18 protein-coding genes and 1 riboswitch are annotated in these 21,065 nt (G+C 39.2%); of the genes, 8 read left to right on the forward strand and 10 right to left on the reverse strand.

The annotated features are described in order from the left end of the window. Positions 1-137: 137 nt before the first annotated feature. The 4 genes from SB775_RS14065 to SB775_RS14080 form a co-directional block, all read right to left on the reverse strand. Complete coding sequence (locus tag SB775_RS14065) at positions 138-410, reverse strand: transcriptional regulator SplA domain-containing protein (RefSeq protein WP_410861949.1); 273 nt, start codon at positions 408-410, stop codon at positions 138-140. A 112-nt stretch (positions 411-522) separates the two neighbouring features. Next, positions 523-1,389, reverse strand: coding sequence for a Cof-type HAD-IIB family hydrolase (locus SB775_RS14070; protein ID WP_061465992.1), 867 nt, complete (start codon positions 1,387-1,389; stop codon positions 523-525). Positions 1,390-1,536: 147 nt separating this feature from the next. Further along, positions 1,537-1,893, reverse strand: coding sequence for a YlbF/YmcA family competence regulator (locus SB775_RS14075; protein WP_061461998.1), 357 nt, complete (start codon positions 1,891-1,893; stop codon positions 1,537-1,539). A 73-nt stretch (positions 1,894-1,966) separates the two neighbouring features. Next, positions 1,967-3,106, reverse strand: a complete 1,140-nt coding sequence (locus tag SB775_RS14080; protein ID WP_176432071.1) for a DUF445 domain-containing protein — start codon at positions 3,104-3,106, stop codon at positions 1,967-1,969. A 137-nt stretch (positions 3,107-3,243) separates the two neighbouring features. Between SB775_RS14080 and SB775_RS14085 the strand changes: the two genes are divergently transcribed. The 6 genes from SB775_RS14085 (at position 3,244) to SB775_RS14110 (ending at position 8,801) form a co-directional block, all read left to right on the forward strand. Further along, positions 3,244-4,605, forward strand: a complete 1,362-nt coding sequence (locus tag SB775_RS14085; protein WP_410861950.1) for a YheC/YheD family endospore coat-associated protein — start codon at positions 3,244-3,246, stop codon at positions 4,603-4,605. A gap of 16 nt (positions 4,606-4,621) precedes the next feature. Next, entirely contained in the window at positions 4,622-5,692 is a 1,071-nt protein-coding gene (locus tag SB775_RS14090; protein ID WP_089364922.1) for a YheC/YheD family endospore coat-associated protein, read from the forward strand. 3 nt (positions 5,693-5,695) lie between these two features. Continuing rightward, positions 5,696-7,063: a YheC/YheD family endospore coat-associated protein gene (locus SB775_RS14095; protein ID WP_410861951.1), complete on the forward strand. Its 1,368-nt coding sequence runs from the start codon at positions 5,696-5,698 to the stop codon at positions 7,061-7,063. After that, on the forward strand, positions 7,060-8,256 hold the full coding sequence (locus SB775_RS14100; protein WP_410861952.1) for a YheC/YheD family endospore coat-associated protein: 1,197 nt from the start codon (positions 7,060-7,062) through the stop codon (positions 8,254-8,256). Before SB775_RS14095 ends, SB775_RS14100 begins: the two co-directional genes overlap by 4 nt. Before the next feature lie 63 nt (positions 8,257-8,319). After that, on the forward strand, positions 8,320-8,523 hold the full coding sequence (locus SB775_RS14105) for a YheE family protein (protein WP_410861953.1): 204 nt from the start codon (positions 8,320-8,322) through the stop codon (positions 8,521-8,523). A gap of 89 nt (positions 8,524-8,612) precedes the next feature. After that, positions 8,613-8,801, forward strand: coding sequence for a hypothetical protein (locus SB775_RS14110; protein ID WP_061461991.1), 189 nt, complete (start codon positions 8,613-8,615; stop codon positions 8,799-8,801). Between the two features lie 192 nt (positions 8,802-8,993). Here SB775_RS14110 and SB775_RS14115 read toward each other — a convergent pair whose 3' ends face one another. The 4 genes from SB775_RS14115 to SB775_RS14130 all read right to left on the reverse strand — a co-directional run bounded on the left by SB775_RS14115 (position 8,994) and on the right by SB775_RS14130 (position 16,092). Beyond that, complete coding sequence (locus SB775_RS14115; RefSeq protein WP_410861954.1) at positions 8,994-9,221, reverse strand: hypothetical protein; 228 nt, start codon at positions 9,219-9,221, stop codon at positions 8,994-8,996. 131 nt (positions 9,222-9,352) lie between these two features. Beyond that, a complete protein-coding gene (locus SB775_RS14120) occupies positions 9,353-11,434 on the reverse strand; it encodes a CDP-glycerol glycerophosphotransferase family protein (RefSeq protein ID WP_410861955.1) in 2,082 nt (693 codons plus the stop codon). Further along, positions 11,419-14,772, reverse strand: coding sequence for a CDP-glycerol glycerophosphotransferase family protein (locus SB775_RS14125; protein WP_410861956.1), 3,354 nt, complete (start codon positions 14,770-14,772; stop codon positions 11,419-11,421). Before SB775_RS14125 ends, SB775_RS14120 begins: the two co-directional genes overlap by 16 nt. 525 nt (positions 14,773-15,297) lie before the next feature. Next, the gene (locus SB775_RS14130) at positions 15,298-16,092 is read right to left on the reverse strand and encodes an MBL fold metallo-hydrolase (protein WP_061461987.1); all 795 of its coding nucleotides are present in this window, start codon (positions 16,090-16,092) and stop codon (positions 15,298-15,300) included. A 501-nt stretch (positions 16,093-16,593) separates the two neighbouring features. Between SB775_RS14130 and SB775_RS14135 the strand changes: the two genes are divergently transcribed. Continuing rightward, on the forward strand, positions 16,594-17,481 hold the full coding sequence (locus SB775_RS14135; protein WP_410861992.1) for a PucR family transcriptional regulator: 888 nt from the start codon (positions 16,594-16,596) through the stop codon (positions 17,479-17,481). 124 nt (positions 17,482-17,605) lie between these two features. Next, on the forward strand, positions 17,606-18,751 hold the full coding sequence (locus tag SB775_RS14140; RefSeq protein WP_061461985.1) for an ABC transporter ATP-binding protein: 1,146 nt from the start codon (positions 17,606-17,608) through the stop codon (positions 18,749-18,751). 67 nt (positions 18,752-18,818) lie between these two features. Here the strand turns inward: SB775_RS14140 and SB775_RS14145 are convergent, their stop codons facing one another. Further along, entirely contained in the window at positions 18,819-19,061 is a 243-nt protein-coding gene (locus SB775_RS14145) for a hypothetical protein (protein WP_061461984.1), read from the reverse strand. Positions 19,062-19,170: 109 nt separating this feature from the next. Next, complete coding sequence (fumC, locus tag SB775_RS14150; protein WP_410861957.1) at positions 19,171-20,553, reverse strand: class II fumarate hydratase; 1,383 nt, start codon at positions 20,551-20,553, stop codon at positions 19,171-19,173. Between the two features lie 336 nt (positions 20,554-20,889). Beyond that, positions 20,890-21,003: riboswitch (SAM riboswitch) on the forward strand. Positions 21,004-21,065: the final 62 nt, after the last annotated feature.

Raw genomic sequence — 21,065 nt, forward strand, 5'->3', positions numbered from 1 at the left:
GCTAAGGAAAATGGCCCCGGTACAATACCGGGACCATTTATTAGCTGCTTAGGCACTTTTTTATACTGTCCGTAAAATGGGGCACAGTTCAAAGGCGAGGGCTTTCATTTTTTCATTCTTTCTCCGTACACGTCTTCTCAAGTCATCTGGTCCTGGTTATCCATATAATCACTGTATGCTTTTTCCGCTGCGGCTTCCGAAGAGAACAATGCATCATCATCTTCAATAGTATGAAATGTATCGTTCAAGAACAAGGCAACTGCATTTGGATCTTTGGGATGCGGGACAATTTCCGCTGCCCTTATATTCGAAACGGTAGGAACATGGGAATTATTATAAATCACAAACACCTCGTCTCCGACTTGAACCTCTTTCGCGTTGATTACACCCATTGAATTCTTCCTTTCCATTACTGATTTCCTTTAGTTTATGGAAAGATGCTTAGAATTATTTATGACAAATACCAGGCCGCGTAAAGCGGAATTATGAATGGGGCCCCTTCTATATGAAGGAGCCCGACATTCACTTAAGCATATTCATCTTCTGCAGAAAATCGATTGGATGCTGTTTCCGGAAAAACTCCCTTAGCATGTAGGCCACACCATCTTGATCATTGGAGCGCGTCACCCATTTTGCCACTTTCCTAACTTCCTCATCCGCATTGCCCATGGCAACACCCAGACCAGAACAGGCAATCATCTCCATATCATCCAATCCATCTCCAATCGAGACGATTTCCGTTCTTTTCACCTCTAAATGATCAGCTAAATACAATACACCACTCCATTTAGAAACACCCTTTGGAACAATTGTCAGCTTATGTCCTGGATGCAAGATTGCATCTACCTCAGGGAACATTTCCTTTATTAATTTCAGCATATCATTTTGATCACTTTTTTCTGAAAATATTATATCCATTTTCGTAGGGGCCATCGGCTGGTCAATGAGCTCTTCACTGATATCATCCACATAATTTTGCGCATAAATATTTTGATCATTCAGATACATAACCGTTTTGCCAAGTAAATTCTCAGGGAGGTTCACCCGATTTCCCAGCGAGTATTTTTCATGGACGAGCAAAATTTGGCATGTGGCCTTTTCAAGCATTTGTACAAGCTCTGCAGTCAGTTCTTCTGAAATTCTTTTTACCATAATGGGCTTTTCAATGGAAGCTCCGACAAAAGCTCCTTGCTGAGCAACGATCATCGGATTTATTTTTAGGGCTTTGGCCACTTTTTTTGCTGAATGATAGTTTCTTGACGTTACAAGTGCAACATGGACACCTTTTTGGTGTACATAATCGATTGCTTCTTTAGTCGATTTATTTAAACGGCCATTCGACTGGAGCAATGTCCCGTCGATATTGACCGCAAGTAGACGATATACCATGCTGATCTCCCCCATCTGTAGTATCCTCTTTCAAATTTATGACTAAAATTTAGAGAGTAGAACAAATAGTAGTTCATGACCCTTGCATACGGTACATTCTTGGGAACAAAAAAACTCCCAACCATTATAGAAGGGAGTCTCCAACTCTTATTGCTGTTGCTCAGGCAAGCCATATAAATCTTCAAGCGGCTTCATGATAATTTTATTGAGGTCTGCGATCACCATGCTCATCCGTTGTTCAGCTTCCATCAATTGTGAAATGGTTGGGTTTTGTTGGACAAGCTGTACCGTCTTTTGTGCTTGCTCAACCTCTTCTGGAGCGATCTCCTGTCCCATCATTTGCTTTTGCTGCAATGACATCTGCAGATTGCGGAAGTTTTCAAACATTCCTTTTGTTGCTTCATCAGAATTGACAAGATCATATAAGCGTTGCAAGTCGGCATATTCATTACTTGCCCTAATCGCCTTTTCCATTTCGTACGCTGCATCATATACGTTATTCATTTATTTCCCCTCCCTGTAATCATTGTATTCCTACATCTTTTCCACTATAACAAATCCACTTGAGAATTACACGTCATCCTATTAAAACAGTTACGAAACCTTGAAATAAACCGATGATTCCACCAAGCAAAGCCCCGAGGTATGTGATCATGGACAATTCTCTCTTAGTGATTGAAACGACCATTTCCTCAAGCCGGGACACCGAAAATGACGAAACCTGTTCTTCCACGATATCGTCCAAGTGAAGCTTTTGGAAAAGCGGCTGAAAATGCTTGATTAAATACTCGGCACCTTTTCCCACGAAAATCGGGACACCTTTTTCCACAATGGTGTTAGTGAAACTGGCTGTCAATTCTCGAACCGGCTTATTCATGATAGAAGAGACTGGCATCATTTCTGCCGTTTTTTCGGTAATCAATTGTCTAATCGTTTCTTTACCGATCAATTCCTCTATTTTCTCTACATCCCATTTCTCCAGATTTCCCCACTCTTTCATCATCATCCCTGACAATATATCAATCGTTCGGGATTGTTCAAAGAATTTTATGATTTCCGGCTGGATCTTATCAATTAACTTTTCGTTTCCAATGAACATCTGAATTAAATTGATCATCTTGCCCCGTTCCTTGAAGAAATCATCCAACATGTCTTCAAGACGGCCTTTGCCTTCTGCACTGTTAAAATACTCTTTTCCCTTTTTTACGATGAATCGTGACATATCAGGAATCGAGTCAAGTGCTTTTTGTTGAATCTGCGGCGGGACGATATCCTTCAAGCTTTTGCTCCGGTTCTCTTCCGACCATGTTTCATATTTACCAAGAATGAATGCTTGTAATCTCTGTTCTATCGTGAATGAAGAATTCTTCATTCCCAATTGATCAAGCAATTGAGCAGTACTTTTTTCAGTGGACAATGCTTTCTTTACTTCTGCCTGAACGAAAATTTTCATATTCTGTATAGAGGCATCATTGATGACTTTACTTTGGATGCTCTCTGGCGTGATTAAATGATCAACCACCAACTTACCCAACTGTTTCGCTAACTCATCCTGCCGCTTCGGGATCAACCCTGGTGTCAACGGCAGCTGTTTCCCGAAAATATAGATTGGTTTATAAGGTCTGAATAGCATTCGGATAGCCAATAAATTGGTGAAACCTCCTATTACAGCACCTACGACAACCATAAACAGTATCTTTACCCAAAACTCATCCATGAAAATTTCTCCTTTTATTGCTTGAACTATGGGCTTAATGACACCTTCTGATAAAAAAAACATAGAATGTGTTATCCACTTTTGCCCATCATTTAATTATAAAAGGATATCAAACTTAGTGCAAACGGGGAATTATTATGAACCTTAACCATCAGAAAGTTTTCATTACGGTAAACCCTGCAGTGACTAGAAAGAAGGCGCTTCTGTTTATCGAAGAAAAACTATTTGAGGAATGGGGCCTTCAATTTGGAGAACCCGTTACGATCATGGCTGGATGCCGTTCCGTCCCTGTGCTTGTCCAACCATTCCCTTCATCAATGCCTACATTGAAACTTTCATTTGACATGAACCAGATTTTATCCTTACCTGCTTTTCCAGATCCAACTTCCGTCACATTTCATAAGGAAGAAAGGTCAATCAAAATAGGCCCTTTCTTCGCTGCACTCATGAACCAGACTCCCTTGCAAGACGGGACATTCGGCGAAATGGAAAAATTTTACCAGGAAATGAAATCATACTGTAATCAACAGGGTATCCCCTTCTATTTAGTAAAACTTCAGTCGCTTAAAGATGGAGTAGTAGAAGGATATCAGACAGGGCCAGATGGCTGGCACATCTTGCCCCTCCCCATTCCTGATGTCTTTTATAACAGGATCCATTCGCGCAAACTTGAAGCATCGCATGCTTTCGAGCTGTTCAAAAATGAACTGGAGGCACGGTCGATACCGATGTTCAATGGAAGGTTCCTTTCCAAATATGATGTACATGAGCTATTGATCTCAGAAAATGATTTGCTGCCAAATTTGCCTGATACGATACTTTTTAACGAAAAGGAGCCGTTCTTGACATTTATAGAAAAGCATTCGGTAATCTACTTCAAACCGGCATCTGGCAGTCAAGGCAGGAATATTTGCAGGTTAACGCAAGTAGCTGAAAAATGGAAAATCGAGCACTCCGGACATCTCCGGGATGTACATTTTGCAGATACGGATGAAAAATTGTATAACGCCTTAAAAAGATTTTCCAGAAAACAAGCCTTCATTCTTCAAAAGGGGATTTCCCTTTTCGAAACTGATCAGAGAAAAGTTGATTTCCGCATACTGCTTCACCGGAATGATCAGCTTCAATGGAAAGTTACATCAATGGTTGCCCGGATTGGAGACCCAGGCACTATTGTTTCCAATCTTGCACAAGGCGGATTAATGAAAAACGGGCCAGATTTCCTAAGGGAAGCATTTGACCTTCATGAAGCCAGCCACATATATCAAAAGCTCGTACGGCTGGCTAAAAACGCAGCCCAGGCCTTGGTCGAAAACCATGACGATTCATTCGGCGAGCTCGGAATCGATTTAGCACTGGATACCGATACACACCCATGGATCATCGAAGTGAATTCGAAACCATCGAAAAAATTTCAAGGCAACTATGAAATCTTTCGTCCATCAGTAAAATCCATCATAGATTTCATGCTCGTCCTTAACCGCGAAAACTATCCATAAAAGGAGTTGCTAGCACGTGTTAATAGGATTAATGGCCACGTCGGATTCACATGAAAACAATTACTTCACCGAAATAGCCAAAACCGCTAAATCATTTAATATGAAAGTTTGTAAATTCACACCGGAAAATATTGATAGGGATTTAAAAAAAGTGCGGGGCGAGCGTTTTGATGCCGAGAATGAAACATGGATTCCAACGTCCTTTGATTTACCTGATTTTGTATATGATCGCTGTTTTCATGGATTATCCCGTGAGTCAACGGAAACGCGAGATAAAATCGATTGGTTAAAAGATAACTCGAATTTCTTAGGGCTTGGACTTCCTGGTAAATGGGAAGTTTACCAAATCCTAAAAAATCATCCACTCCTACAGGCATTTTTCCCAGAGACCTTTCAAGTGACAACACCTGAAGATATTACCGATCATTTGGAACGCCTGGATAAGGTGATTATTAAACCTGAATTCGGTGCAGGCGGTACAGGTATCTATCTTCTATCAAAAACCGCAGACGGAACTTTGGTTTCCATGACGAAAAAAGGCACCAAATACGATCGCCAATTCACCTCCACATCTCAGCTGAACAAATGGCTGCATCATTTATTAAATCGATACCGTTACCTTTGCCAGCCATATTTGGATCTTTGCAACGAAAAAAACGAGCCATTCGATTTACGAATTTTACTACAAAAAAACGAGAAGAATCAATGGATGGAACGGGGCCGCGGAATTCGCACTGGACAAAAAGACGGAATTACATCAAATCTCGCCACGGGCGGGGAAGCCATTTCATTGGATACTTTCATCAAAAAAAACCCGGAAACGATTTCGATTGCTGTCGAACAAAAGATCCAGCATATCCTTCGCACCCTTCCTAGAGAAACCGAAGCCGTTTTTGAAAGGTTATTCGAGTTGGGAATTGATCTAGGCATCGATAAAAAAGGGCAAATATGGATAATGGACATCAACTCGAAACCCGGCAGGAAAATCATTCAGGCAATTCAGCCGGAGGCCATGAAAGATATTCATCGTGCACCATTTCAATATAGCCGGTATTTAGCCGATCATCTTCAGAAAGCAGGTGAATAGAAAGTGAGAAAGACTTATCCTGCCGAAATTGCCGCTATCCCTGGCAATGTTCTATTCTACCCTTCAGAGCTTGGAGATTTGGCAGAGATTGAATTAATTTATTTCGGGCGGCATTCATGTCCTGCCATCGTTAAACAAAACCCGGCCATCAATCAATCAATCGTCCTATCAGAAAGTCTTGCGGAATCGCTAATATTCGATCAGACCGATATTCCTCTTCATTTATTCATATACGGCAAGAGCATCCATATTGGTCCGCTTGTCGGAATTTTTTCTTCAGGCTTCACTGGCATTTCCAACAAACCATTGGGGGAGAGATCGGATTTTTTTGCAAAGCTCCTTTCACTGAGCCGGACAACAGGCTGTATCCCCTTTGTTTTTGGAGAAAATGTAATCAATTGGGATGAGGAGACAATCAAAGGTTATGTGTTTGAGAACGATGACTGGCACATTTGTGAATTTCCTTTTCCAAATGTCATCTATGACCGCCTCCCCAATCGTTTGACGGAAAACCGCGATGGACCAAAAGAGGTGAAGCATAAATTTCAAAAAGAATATACCATTCCATGGTATAATCCAGGTTTTTTCAATAAATGGGATGTAAATGAAAGGTTATGCGCGGATGAGCGGGCACTGCCTTATTTACCTGAAACGTATCCATTTCAATCCATATCCGTGGTGGAAACCCTTCTTTCCCATTACCGCCAAGTTTATATTAAACCAATTCACGGCAGTCTCGGACTAGGCATTCATCAAATTATTTATGATAAGCATGAAGATGTTTACTATTGCCGCTATAAAAATGAGGCAAAAGAAAATAAATTGCAAAAGTTTTCCACACTGGAAGCCATCGTTAAACATATCTTTCATGACCGACCCCTTGAGAATCTTATCGTACAGCAGGGCGTCCCATTAATTCGATATGAAAAACGCCCTGTAGATTTCCGGGTCCATACGAACAAGGACAGTAATGGAATATGGCAGGTAACCGCGATCGCCGCAAAAATAGCCGGTGCCGGCAGCGTCACGACCCATATTAAAAGCGGGGGCGTCATCAAAACGGTTGCCGAACTGTTTGGAGATGACGATGAGGCGAAAGAAGTCGAACAAAAGCTATCGGAGGCTGCACTGGTTTTAAGTGATAGTATGGAAAAGCACTTGGACGGCATAATCGCAGAAATAGGTTTTGATTTTGGATTGGATAAAAAAGGGCAGGTTTGGATGTTTGAGGCCAATTCCAAACCAGGACGTTCTATCTTCTCCCATCCAAAGCTCAAGGATTTCGAATTGCTAACCAGAAAGCTAAGCCTTGATTATGCCATTTATCTTACGGAACAGACCATTACAAATTCAATCAGTGTACAGCGATGAACATTTTCTACGATATCCCCTCTGAAAACTGGTACCACACCGAAGAGAATGCGGAACTTTTCGCCGGAGTTGCCGTAGAGGAAATAAGCTATAAAAAGGACCATTTGAATCAACCCCTAACTCCAATCACAGTATTTCCAGGTAACCGGATGCTTGTCGTCGGAATTTTGACTGCTTCCAATCCCAAAAAGGAATCAGGCTTGGGAGGAAACTTGACCCTTTTTCGGGACCTATCATCATTTTTATTGAAGCACGGGATTCTGACCTTTGCATTCACAGGAAATGCCCTTCACTCCGAGACGTTGAGAGGGTATGTTTTTTCCTCCATTTCAAACAAGTGGATTGAGTGTAAGATGCCGCTCCCAGACATCGTCTATAACCGAATCCCCTCAAGGGGCTATGAGGCGTCAGAGGAATTCCAACGTCTTATCACTCACCTTAAAGAATATAGAATGAACTTATTCAACCCTTGTTTTCTTGATAAATTTGTAATGTTCGAAGCTTTAATGGAAGATGGATCCCTCACCAATCATCTTCCACCCACCATGATTCTAAGGAACAGCGATTGCCTGGATGCTTTTCTGGAAACCCACAGGCATATATACCTTAAACCCTGCAAAGGAAGCCAAGGGAAGGGCATTTATACGATCATCAAAAATCATGATGATACGCTTTTGTTCAATAGCCTGAAGCATAGTGAATCCTTCCCTGATTTCACCTCATTCTGGGAAACGAAAAAAAAGGATTTATTAAAGAGAAGCTACCTTGCCCAACAGGCGATCAGCCCAAAAAAACTTCTTGGACATCGTTACGATTACCGGATTCTCGTCCATTATGAAAAAGGTTTTTATAAAGTGACCGGCAAAGCAGTAAGGATGTCACAAACTCAGGAAATCACTACCCACACTCCACAAGGGGGTAAGCTTTTCCCTTATCAAAACCTGCAATCAAGAAGCTTGAATCTAAAATTAGCGAATATCGCTCAAAAATGCGGAGAGATTCTTTCTAAAAAAGTCGGTTTTCTCGGTGAGTTTTCCATTGATATTGGGGAAGACGAAACAGGCTCGCTCTTCATATACGAAGTGAACTCAAAGCCCATGCAGTTCGATGAAGAGGAAATTGAAGTCAACAGGCTTTTGCATTTAAAAAACCTTTTCATCGAATTAACTTTTTCCAACCTGAAAATAAAATAACACCTCCAGCTGCCGTTTTCCATTATAATGAAATGAGAGACAGCATATATGGAGGTTATACATATGATCACCCATTTTCAATGGTCACCACTGCATAAAAATTTGCCAGGATGGAAAATTTCCTTTTATTTCAACAGGCAGGCAGTTCAAGCCATATATCATAAAGATGGATCCATCGAGTGGACAGCCAACAAACCTTCTGAAACAGAAGAAACCAAATTAAAAAGCATGATACATGACTTAATGGTCTATCATGTATATGAATGAACCCTATCCCCCTTTTGATTTTGAAACCCCTGAACAGTATAAAAAACTCTCCTTTGCCTAAACTAAAGAAAAGGCTGGAGGGATTTATTTTGGATAAAGAAAAAATGACATTTTTGAAGGATACCGAATATGATGGCAAGGACTCTGTTTTCCTGGATATCGACCGTATCATCAATGAAGGAATGGCAGGCGGAAATGTGTATGAAGTCGCTAACCTTCAAAACATCGAGGAAGCACATGATTTTTATGATGAAACAGATCCCAATATCAATAAATAAACCCAGTAGGGGCTCTCTTTGGAGGGCCCTGAACCAATCGGAATACAAAGAGTGAATCACCAATTCTATAGGTCAGGTAGAAATCCGACTAAGTTTTCAATAGAGGTACATAAGGACAAAAAGAAAATACGAACTAAGCTCTTTTCCTTTAGCTATGACTTTACACCCCTAATTCAAGGCTCAAATATCCTGCTATGTATCAAATACTGGCAATATCCCGAACATTTCCCCTCTCACTTTTTCATAACCCTTTCTAGATTGTGCAAGTGCTTCTTTTTCATTTGAACTTTTTACATATATATTAATTTCCTTTGCCAGTTTTTCACGAGTTTTGATAAAATCCATAACCTGTGTTTTTAACTTATCGGTAAAGTATTCAACCATTCCAAACATCAATAGCCCTAATGTCCGTGCGATCATTTGACCGGACATTCCTTATGATTTGTTATTATTTAAAGAATAAAAAACAACTTCCTCACGGAAGTTGTTTGAGTGCATACAAAACATAGCAAAAAATAAATGTATTCGCCATTTTTCAAATGTAAATGTACTTATTTAGTTTTCAACCGAATTCGTTCTCCCACTCTCTTTATGGGTTTCACATTATTAAGTTTACTCCAAAGGAAACGTAACCCAGGATTACTCAAAAGCCTTAAAATCGACTGCTTGCGTTTAATCTTCTTCAACATCCCTTGTTTCTCTTGAATTCCATTATAAACTCGTTGGCTATTGGAATGATCAATGTAGGGAAGATACATTTCTCTTAAAAGACCAAAGCCTTCTTTTTCTTCAAAACCGGTTTCTGTATAATCTTTAATGGTCGATATCAACTTTTCTGTAGTGAAAACTTGATCACCAAATAACTCATGATCTAAATCCATATAACTGCCTTGATACTTATTGTATGTTTCTAGATCGAATTGGTAGAAAATAACAGGCTTTTTCTGATAAAACATATCCCACGCAACACTTGAGTAGTCCGTAATCAACATGGAAGTTTGCATTAATAAGGAATTTAAGTCCTGTTCATTAGAAATGATGATCCTATGATTATTATTTGAAAAATGGTCAATAAAGTCTTCGAATTTAGGATGCAAATAAAAATACAGCGTCAAATCATGTTGCTCCAATAGCTGGCTCAATTCTTTAGATTGTAAAAACGTCCTGATCACTTGAACATACTCACTTTTTTCCACTTCCTCAAAAGGCAAGTTTTCAAGCCAAACACGCCATGTCGGCATTAATAAAATACTTTTCCCCCTAGACTTATTTTCAATGACATCCCATCGCGGCAGGCCACTTACAATAAGTTCCTTTTTACTATAGCCGAAATGGTTCTGGATGATTTTTCCTTCAGCAGGTGAAGAAACGACAAAAAGACTTGGTGCATTAATGCTTGATTTTTTAAAGATGCTATTAAGTTTCTTCAAGCCAATAACACCATGTTGTAAAAAGACAAGCGGCTTATAATTCATCGCTTTTCTAATGCGGCCCTTTTGAATGCGTATGTCGTACGCATGCCCTTTTGTTTCAGAAGACACTAGCAGCTGAGCAGAAAACATGTAAACCATATATTTAAAGCTCATGAATTCAACTACTCTATTTCTCATGCCTTCCAATTTCGGATAATCTTCTGAATCAGGCTTTATAATATAATAAGCTTGTTGATGCTTATGATTTTCATAAATATATTTAAAGAAATAATAACCGTTATCTTGGGCCCTATCAGCCGTTTTCTCGTAAATCAACCAAATATTTTTTTTCATATAATAAGGACGAAGAATATTAAAAACCCAAGAAGCAAGAATTTCTTTAAAAAAGTACATATTCGATTCGTATTCTGTTTTTTCCTTATAAGTTAATGCCAATGTACCTGATGCCGTGATATATGGATAAATCCAAAAACCGTTATCAAAAGTATAGGACATTCCAAAAAGTCTTTTATTCAACTTTCTTGATGCCGACCACGTAGGATTCTTAAATCGAATATAATGATCATTCCCATCAACCCTGACTAACAAATAAAAATCATAATAAAACGGGCGCAATTCCATTGAATCAACATCGATTTCAAAAGAAAGTTTATCTTTCCCTTTCACCTTGAACAAATACTGCTTGTCCTCGGATATATCCCTCGGCTTTAAGACTAGTCCGACCATTTCATATTCCCTTTTCATTTCAAGGCGTACGGTACCAGTCAGGAAGTTACCTTTAAAATTTAAAGACATCAGCGACATTTTTGCTGAAAGAACCTCATCCGACAGGTGGATCGGTTGTTTAATCACGATGCTTAAACCACCATTTCTGGTGATGTAGGGGGTTATCACTTGAACGCCAATAGAGGGGATTGAATGGAAATACTCATTCTTTCCCCCGCTAATTTGTATTCGATGCAGTTCCCCATTTTCTTCCACATACAATTTCCAGCGTGATGCCGCTTGATAATATTCTGCGTTAAAGCTTTTAAGGTCGATTACCATTTTTGAATCGATTATATCCGTATCGAATGTCCATCTTATTTTCATGCTTTCTTCAATGCCAATGATTTTCACTGGATGGGGATTCTTGAAATGAAAGGAGATTTTTTCATCTTTACATACTAGATGATCCACCGTGATTATCTTCTGTCCCATAGGCCGCGAACCCCCCTTTCATTCAGATTCATTAAATGATCTCTTAATGAAAAAGCCAGCTTCCTAGTTATTTTTTTGCGTTTTGCAAAGCGCCACATCTTTCTCAGCAATGTCACCTTTGTGAGTTTTTTATAAAAAGAAACTTTTCTTGGCTTTAATCTTTTTTCATTCTTTAAAATATTATTATAAATACGTTCACTGTTTTGATTGTCGATATTAGCGAAGTATTGACTTCTTTTCTCTTTAAAGATTTCTTGTTCTTCAAAGTTGTTACGTATGCTATTTTCAATGGAAGTTAACAAATCATCCGTATTCAGTGCTTGATCCCCGAATAATTCTTTATTCATATCCATGTAGCTTCCTTGTAATTCCGTATATTCATCGAGATCGAACTGATAAAAGATAGTCGGTTTTTCAAGATAGTACATATCCCAAGCAACACTTGAGTAGTCAGTGATCAAGAGTGCCGATTCACGGATCAACTTGCTGATATTAACATCACCAAACTTGATTATCTCGATCTGATCACAAGTTGTATGGAATTGATCAATAAAAGGCTGAAATTTAGGATGGACATAAAACTTCAATTCCACCTGGTGTATCCGGAGCAAATCCATCAATTTCTCCGAATTCAATAAACCGATATAACTTTTAAAGTAATTCGATTCAATGAATGCATCATTAGACACTTCATTAAGCCAATTCCTCCATGTAGGCATTAAGAAAATTTGTCGTTTTATTGGAGTTTCTTCTTTGTTTACGTCATCCCAGCGACTTAAACCGGTAACGATGATATCCTTCTCGTTATATCCAAAATAATTTTTCACGATTTCTTTTTCAAAATCTGAAGAGGTAACGAACAAATCCACTTCCTCTGATGAACCCTTATTTAGCGTACTATCGATTTTCTTTAAACCCAGCACTCCATGTTGTAAAAAGACAATTCTCTTCCTTCTTAAATACTCAATCACTTTACCCTTTTGTACACGCCAAACATAAGAATGTCCCTTGGTTTCTGATGCGATGAGCAGTTTAGAGGAAAATAAATAGATCAAGTGTTTAAAGCTCATAAAGTGGATTACACGATCCTCAAACCCTTTAAGGTTAGCCATATCAGGAGAATCTTTTTTTATAATATAATAGACATTTCTCTCCGGTTGTTCATTATAGCAATATTTAAAAAAGTGATAGCCATTATCCTGTGCGGTTTCTGACATCTTCTCGTAAACAAGCCAAATATTTTTATGATCATAGTACCTATTAAGCATTTTATAAACGAAGTAGGATATTTTTTCTTTCCACTTGAAAATTGGTGCTTCATAAACACTTTTCATTCTGTATGTTAACGCAAGAGAGTTACTTCTTGTAATGTAAGGATATACAACATGGTCGTCCTCTTTTGAATATGAATAATCATTAATAGTCCTATTCAATTTTTTACGGACATTATCTGTTGGACGTTTAAGTTTTAATTCGTAATCCTCACCTTCTACGTCAACCAATACATAAAAATCCCAATAAAACTGTTCAAATTCGTGCTCGTCCAAATTGACTTCAGATAATATGCTCTTCTTCTTTAAAGTCACGGGAAGTCGCGTAAATGCCTCATTGTTACGATGCTTAAGTAACATTCCCTTTACTTGATAACTTTGAGCGTCTGGCAAAGAGAGTATTATTTCGATTTCAAGTATCGATTTTTTTAGAACAACATTCTTAATCAGAATTTTTGACTTTAATTTTTCATGCCGAAGTGCAAACTCTGTACCAATAACAAAGGAGAGTTCATTCCGGGCTGTTAAATAAGGTGTAAAAACATTCTCTTCATCTGCCTGAATCGAAGGTAAATATCTTTCTTCCATAGGAAGTTTCTTTTGGTCGTAAAAACCAACCCGATTCAATTCCATTACATTCGCATACGTTATCTCAATGAAAACATCCCACCTTGATGGAATTATCCCACTTCTAATAAATGGCTCCAAATTCGAATGGACTTCAATTTGTCGGGAGTTTATTTTTAGAATCGATGGCACTCGATGCATTTCTCCGCTTTTTCTATTTTTAATAACTACGTACGCGGAATTAACCTTGGCATCTTGGATATCTTCCATGGAAAAAGATAATTCATATTCATGGAAGCTTAAGTCATGTATTGGCAGTCTATTCTTCGTAATATAGAAACGTGCTTTATTGACGTCTTCACTTTCACCCAATAGAATTCCCAACTCAGCTTTAGGCGAGATATAAGCCATGGCGTGAGTTTTCACCAGTTCAAGAGGTAGCTGTTCCAATTGAGGAAATGCAAATGTTGATATGGGTTTTAATTTACTTAACTGTACATCCCCGGCAATGACCTCTTTAACATAAACCTTCCACTTTTGACCAGTTTTAAAAAAGATATCATTAAAGATTTTTTTCAAATCGATTACTAAAAGTTGTCCATCCTGTCTGAATTCGTGCGTTTGAACCCATTCTGCTGATGTGCTTTTTTCAAAAACAACGGAAGTGGGCTGACAGGAAGGCTCCATCAATCGAACAAGAAGATGGTCACCCTTTATTTCAAGTTCATCAAAATATCGTGTTTTAATGCTTTCCAATGAATTAGCCAACGGATCCATTTCGTAAAAGGAAAGCTCACTATACCTGTGAACAAGGTTGGAATTGAACTGAAGTTTGTATGACTTTAAAACCTTGCCGATTTTCGCTTCAACATACAAGTTGGCAGAGGAAGGAATTTCAGCAAGTTTTGATAAATCCACTTCTATTGTATTCCTTTCACCCTGCACGGCTCCAATTGCTGAGGTGCACTCGGTTGCAGGATCATATATTGTCAGAAATAGCTTACCTAACTCTCCTTCTTCATGGAAAAACCTTGCCTTTTCCCCCTCCACTTCCATAGCGGAGATGTATAAATTATCCGAAACCACTTTACAGGATGCACGAAATATGCTGGCTGAATTGCCATACATTATACTTAGGGTGTTTTTTTTGTTCAGAAAGATGATTGCAGTCTCGTTTTGTGAAATTTGATAATAAGAACGGGCGAACAATCGATTCTTCATTCTTTTTATAGTAGGTTTGACCAGTCTGAACAACTCTTGGTTCATTTTAAGCAAAATTGTATAAGTTGTCCTATGTACATCTGGCCAGTTCATATTATCAAGTGAAATGGTCAAACAGGTTTCCTCATTCAAACTTTTACAAATTACTTTATCGTAAATATGTTCTTCTTTCGTTTCATTATCTTGCAATATTATATCGGCTGATTCTATATTTTCATTTATGATTATTTCAATCTTTGAGCCTCTTAAGTTAAAACTGGTTGCATGAATTGTTTCCACTAGTTGATCACCTTTTTTTCAATGTAATGTAGCTTGTTCATATTCTATGACTATCATACTATAAAAAGCAGCCCATTTTTAATGAAACTGACAATCCCTCGTTTAAATAAATATTCAAATAATTTCATGAATTTAAACAATAGGCCTCTTGTTATGATATTGTGAATTGCATACTTTTAAACATATGATTATACCAAATCACGTGAACATCAAGAAAGCGGCCCGAGGCAAATGCGTTTAAACTTTGATTATTTTAGAAATTCATTTCTATTCACCCGATTAGATTTTACCTCCTATGCATTACTCTCGGTATTCTCATCAAGTTCGGATCCTTTTTCTTTCCATACTGTCTATCCCCTGTATCTACCTATGGTCACGCAATTTCCGTTTGCGCATTAAGTCTTTTTTAGAAAATTATGAAGACCCAAGATTTAACTCCTACACTCTTCCATGAAAACGGCAAGAAGCGATAACCCCTTGCCTTCAATGGAAAATCCCCCTTATTTCATTCATTCTCCCTTGCGCTCAAAATATTTCCTTTAGTATTGATGTAATGATATGCTCCGAATCCCATTCATGCTCAGATATCTCGATAAGGGGATATCGATTCGGTAAAACGAGTTGCTGTATCTCATGAACGGTCAGTCCTTGATGGTGTAAACGCAAAATTTCACCACGGAGGTTTTCCAAATAATCTAGTTTTTTTCGGAACATTTCCTTTCCATCCGGAACATGCCCAGCATGACAGCAATACACTTCTCCAAAATCATATTGGAGTAATCTTTTTATAGAATCGATGATGATCGGGACAGACTCTTCCCGTAAGACAAGCTTTGTTTTTGGTGTTACGAAAAGATCTCCGGAAAAGAGCATGCCATTACTGTGATTCAAATACACCATATGGTCCTTCGCATGACCAGGGGTAAAAATCGGCTCCCACTTTTGGGTGCGGGAATGAATGGCCTTCCCTAGCGGATCAGCCTTAAAGGCGTCTCTCTTCCCCCAAAATATTTTGCGATACTCAGGATATTCAGCATCCTTCGCACAAGCATCGACCGACATCGGATGAATGAATATCGGAACCTTTTTATGTTCCATTATCCAGGCTGCGCCCCCTGTATGGTCCTCATGATAGTGTGTCAGCGCCACTAAATCGAAGTCTGCGGACTCATAGAATGGAACAAGCCCTTCCAATAATATCTGCGCACCTGTATCTATCAATAGGCCATCCGTTAAAAAAACATAGACACTCATCCCCGACTTGCCGCTAGGAGTCCCGTGCACACAAACCACATCATTTACTGTCTTTATCTCTATCATGCATTTCCTCCCCATTATTGGAAAAAGTAGTTTCATCTGCCTTTTTTATATTATTATAATACATGTATTATCTCTTTACCCTTTTGACAAGAAAATAATGGAATAATTAACCTGGATGGAAAGGCTTGATAATTGTCATTTAGCCCATTTTTAGAGGAATGGTTTTTAACGAAAAGCACGGAACAAAAAGCAGGAGCAAGCCGAGGGCGGACCACCCGCGGAAAGCAAGTGCCTTTTGTTCCAATCAACGTTCAAATTACAAGCCATAAAAAAACTGTAGGCAAACTTGAACTGCCCCGTAAATGTTAGACACCAAACTAACATTTACGGAGTGTTTTTCTATGGCTAAATTTTCTGCCGAACAGAAAATATTTATTACGTGTCTTTACCTAGAAGGAATGCACTTTCCCTTCTCGGAAAAACTGGCAATATCCTATCCTATTCTTTTGAACTTTATTCTTTTTCGCTATAATGATATGGAAAGGGAGAAAGAAGGTGGAAATGATGCTTGAAAATCTCAAACAAAAATTCCCGAACGCTCTTACCAATAAAAAGGATACTAATGATTTTACTGACTATGTTTGGTTCGAAGACACAAGAAGTATACTTGGCATTCCCCGTTCAGAAATCACAGCTGAAGAAATCCGTTTATTGGAACTGCTTTTTGTTCCTTCCATAAACCAAAATAACCTCAATACGTTTCCAGGCACATCATGGAAAACTTTTTTATCCGAACCGAATGCACCATTGCCTTTAACAAGCTGGGAGAATGTTCGATTCATTCATTTCAAGCTTACTCATGCTGATTATTCCCACTCCGATTTTGAAGACGCCTTCCTCGCTTTCGTTCCATCTGACGCAGCCATTGTCTGGGAAAATGAAACGGCAGGAATCTTAATTGAAACCGACAAGGATGAATCTTTATCAAATAAAGAACTAATCGCCATTTCTTCCACGCTTGAAAGTGACTTTTATGTAAAGACCCGAATGTTCACCGGGCGCTTTCACCCAGTAAATCAAGACCTGCATCATCATAGGAATCAGGAGAAAAAATGTTTTGCTTTGGCACAAGTAAATCTGCCGGATCTAAAGGTGGCTGATTTGGCAGACATCATCCCCCATTCTTTAATAAATGACCTATCCGTTACGAATTCAAAGTGGTATATCAATGAGATTCTCGGCAAGACCAAACAGGATACTGAACTTATCAAAACGATTAAAACGTATATCGAATGTAACTCCAATGCTACCTATGCCGCCAAACAGCTTTATATACATCGGAACAGCTTACAATACCGGATAGATAAATTCACTGAAAGAACTGGTCTCGATATTAGAAACTTTCGTCACGCCTTGACTGCGTACTTGATTATATTAATGAATGATTAATTTTCATCAAAAACAGGGATTGTCATCCATTTTTGTGCAATGTGCCCATACTTTTTTCTAAACTGATAGCTTAGACTATAGTTAATTAGTACAAGTAATCAGGAGTTTAAAAGGGGGATTTTTCATGGCAGAGTTAATATTAGATCATATATTCAAGATTTATGATAAAAAGGTAACGGCTGTTAAAGACTTCAACCTTCGTGTTGCCGATAAGGAATTCATAGTTTTTGTGGGACCTTCAGGTTGCGGTAAATCGACGACATTAAGGATGATTGCCGGACTGGAAGACATTTCCCAAGGGGATTTATATATAGACGGCAAGCGAGTCAATGATGTCCCTCCGAAAGATCGTGATATTGCGATGGTTTTCCAGAACTACGCCTTATATCCCCATATGTCCGTCTATGACAATATGGCATTTGGATTGAAGCTCAGGAAAACACCAAAAGCGGAAATCAAGCAAAGGGTCAATGATGCTGCAAGGATCCTCGGACTTGAAGAGCTGCTAAACAGGAAACCTAAAGCCCTTTCCGGTGGTCAGCGCCAGCGTGTGGCACTTGGCCGTGCAATTGTAAGGGACGCAAAGGTTTTTTTGATGGATGAGCCACTATCCAATCTCGACGCAAAGCTGCGGGTTCAAATGCGGGCGGAAATCGCTAAACTACATAAACGGCTGGACACCACGACAATATATGTCACACATGACCAAACAGAGGCAATGACAATGGCGACACGTCTTGTCGTAATGAAAGATGGTATCATCCAACAGGTCGGTGCACCAAAGGACGTTTACGAGAAACCCATTAACGTTTTCGTCGGCGGTTTTATCGGATCGCCTGCCATGAACTTCTTCACCGGAACATTAAAAGAAGGCACGATTAAAATTGGTGCACAAACGCTAGAAATACCAGAATTGAAGATGAAAATGCTGCGTGATCAAGGATATGTCGGAAAAGATATAATCCTTGGCATCCGTCCGGAGGATTTCCATAATGAAGGAGTTTACTTCACGGAGTCCCCAAACACAACATTCACAACCCAAATTGATGTAGCCGAGCTCATGGGCGCAGAGATCATGCTTTACTCCACATTAGAGGGGCAGGACTTCGTCGCACGGGTCGATGCCAAGAATATTATCCAGGCAGGCGAGAAAATCAAACTTGCCCTTGACATGAATAAAGCCCACTTTTTCGATAAAGGGACCGAACACCGCATTTTAGTTGAAGAAGATGAACAGATGCAGGAAAGCATGAAGTTATCTGCTAATTAAACGCAAAAAGACCCGTTCATGAATGGGTCTTTTTGCGTTTATTCGAATAATATCTAATGGGCAAACCCTATTCCTGGACCAAAACCACTTCATCATGTCCGCATTCAGAGCATTTCATGAGATGCGGGCATTGGCCTTTTTGAAGGGATTGAGGGTATCCGTCGTTTTCTTTAAGTGTGTCGATATCCATATAAGCACTGTAATCATCAGCGTAATCCATGAATTTCCCTTTATCATCAAGACCACTGCTGCACTCCGGGCAATTTACATGAATTTTTCTTAGACCGTTGCAAAGCGGGCATAAAGACATTGTTTTTCCTCCTGTCCCCGATACTTATGATTTCATTATTTGCTGATTCCATTATTTTAACATATGGGAACACCCTCCCTAAAACCAGCGGGAGGGCACTCCTATGCAATTATTTATTAACCATGTCAGCAGGATCTACCCATGCTTTGAATTCAGCTTCCGTCAGGAATTCTAATTTCAACGCCGCTTCTTTTAACGTAGAGTTGTCCTTGAATGCAGTTTTGGCGATCTTGGCTGCTTTTTCATAACCAATATGCGGGTTCAATGCTGTTACCAACATAAGTGAACGGTCTACATTTTCTTTGATTTTATCTTCATTTGCAGTGATGCCAACTGCACAATTAATGTTGAAAGAGTGAATGCCTTCCGTCAATAATTTCACCGTTTGCAGGAAGTTATAGATGATGACTGGTTTGAATACATTCAGTTCAAAGTTACCTTGGCTTGCTGCAAAGCCAATCGTAGCATCGTTACCCACGATTTGTGTCGCAATCATGGTAAGCGCTTCACTTTGTGTAGGATTGACTTTACCTGGCATGATGGAGCTGCCTGGCTCGTTTTCAGGAATGGCAATTTCGCCGATTCCGCTTCTAGGGCCACTTGCCAGCCATCTGACATCGTTCGCAATTTTCATTAAATCCGCTGCCAATGCTTTCAACGCACCGTGTGCGTAGACGATTTCGTTATGGCTTGTCAATGCATGGAACTTATTATCCGAAGTGACGAAGGGATGTCCTGTATCTGCTGCAATTTGTTTGGCCGAAAGTCCTGGGAATTCTTTTTTTGTATTGATTCCCGTTCCTACAGCCGTTCCGCCTAGGGCCAGGTTCAATAATTTTTGGCTGCTTTCCTGAATCATCGCGAGATCTTTATCGAGCATCGCTTTCCAACCGGAAATTTCTTGTCCCAAAGTCAGTGGTGTTGCATCTTGAAGATGTGTCCGGCCAATTTTCACGACATCCCAAAATTCTTTTTCTTTTGAATCGAAAGTATCACGAAGTGCTTTGATGGCAGGAACCAATTTTTCAGCGACTTCCATAAAGGCTGCAATATGCATGGCGGTCGGGAAAGTATCATTGGAGCTTTGTGCCTTGTTAACATCATCATTCGGGTGAAGGGTTTCGGATTCACCATTTTCTTTTAACCATTCATTCCCTTTGTTAGCGACCACTTCATTCACGTTCATATTACTTTGCGTACCGCTTCCCGTTTGCCAAACTACAAGTGGGAAATGTTCATCAAGCGAACCTTCAAGGATTTCGTCGCAAATCTTAACGATGACATTCTTTTTAACCTCCGAAAGATCGCCAAGATCAAAGTTCACCTTTGCCGCAGCTTGTTTAACGTATGCAAATGCACGAACTAATTCAATCGGCATTTTTTCGTTACCGATTTTGAAATTGTTACGGCTTCTCTCCGTTTGTGCACCCCAATATTTATCGGCAGGAACTTTCACTTCACCCATCGTATCTCGTTCGATTCTGTATTCCATGTGTTCTCCTCCTATTGTTTGCACTATTCATCGAAGACCATATGTATATGAAATGAATAATGTCATATTATTCTTTCTCTCTATACATTGTACAAACTTTATTTTTTTAATGCAAAAATAACCGGCCAAGCCTCCCCCTTTTTCTTTAAAATCCATTTAATATCGTGTTTATCCCTGGACCCATGCAAATTTTGGATATTCTTTTTAGACACATAAAGTGTTGACACCGCTAGTCTCCAATTGCCCTTTTCATGAAAATCAAAGCATTATCATCCAAAATGTTCTTGACAGTATTTTATATATATAGTAAATTCAAAAGAAATTGAATAATCTAAACTCTTATCGAGAGAGGTAGAGGGAATGGCCCGATGACACCTCAGCAACCTTCATTTGTTTCAAACCAATGAAAAGGTGCTAATTCCACAAGTTTGTGAACTTGGAAGATAAGAAGAATGACTCGTCCCTATTTAATCAAAGTCTTCTTCTTAAAGAAGACTTTTTTTTATTTTATT

The organism is Peribacillus sp. SIMBA_075 (assembly GCF_046534585.1).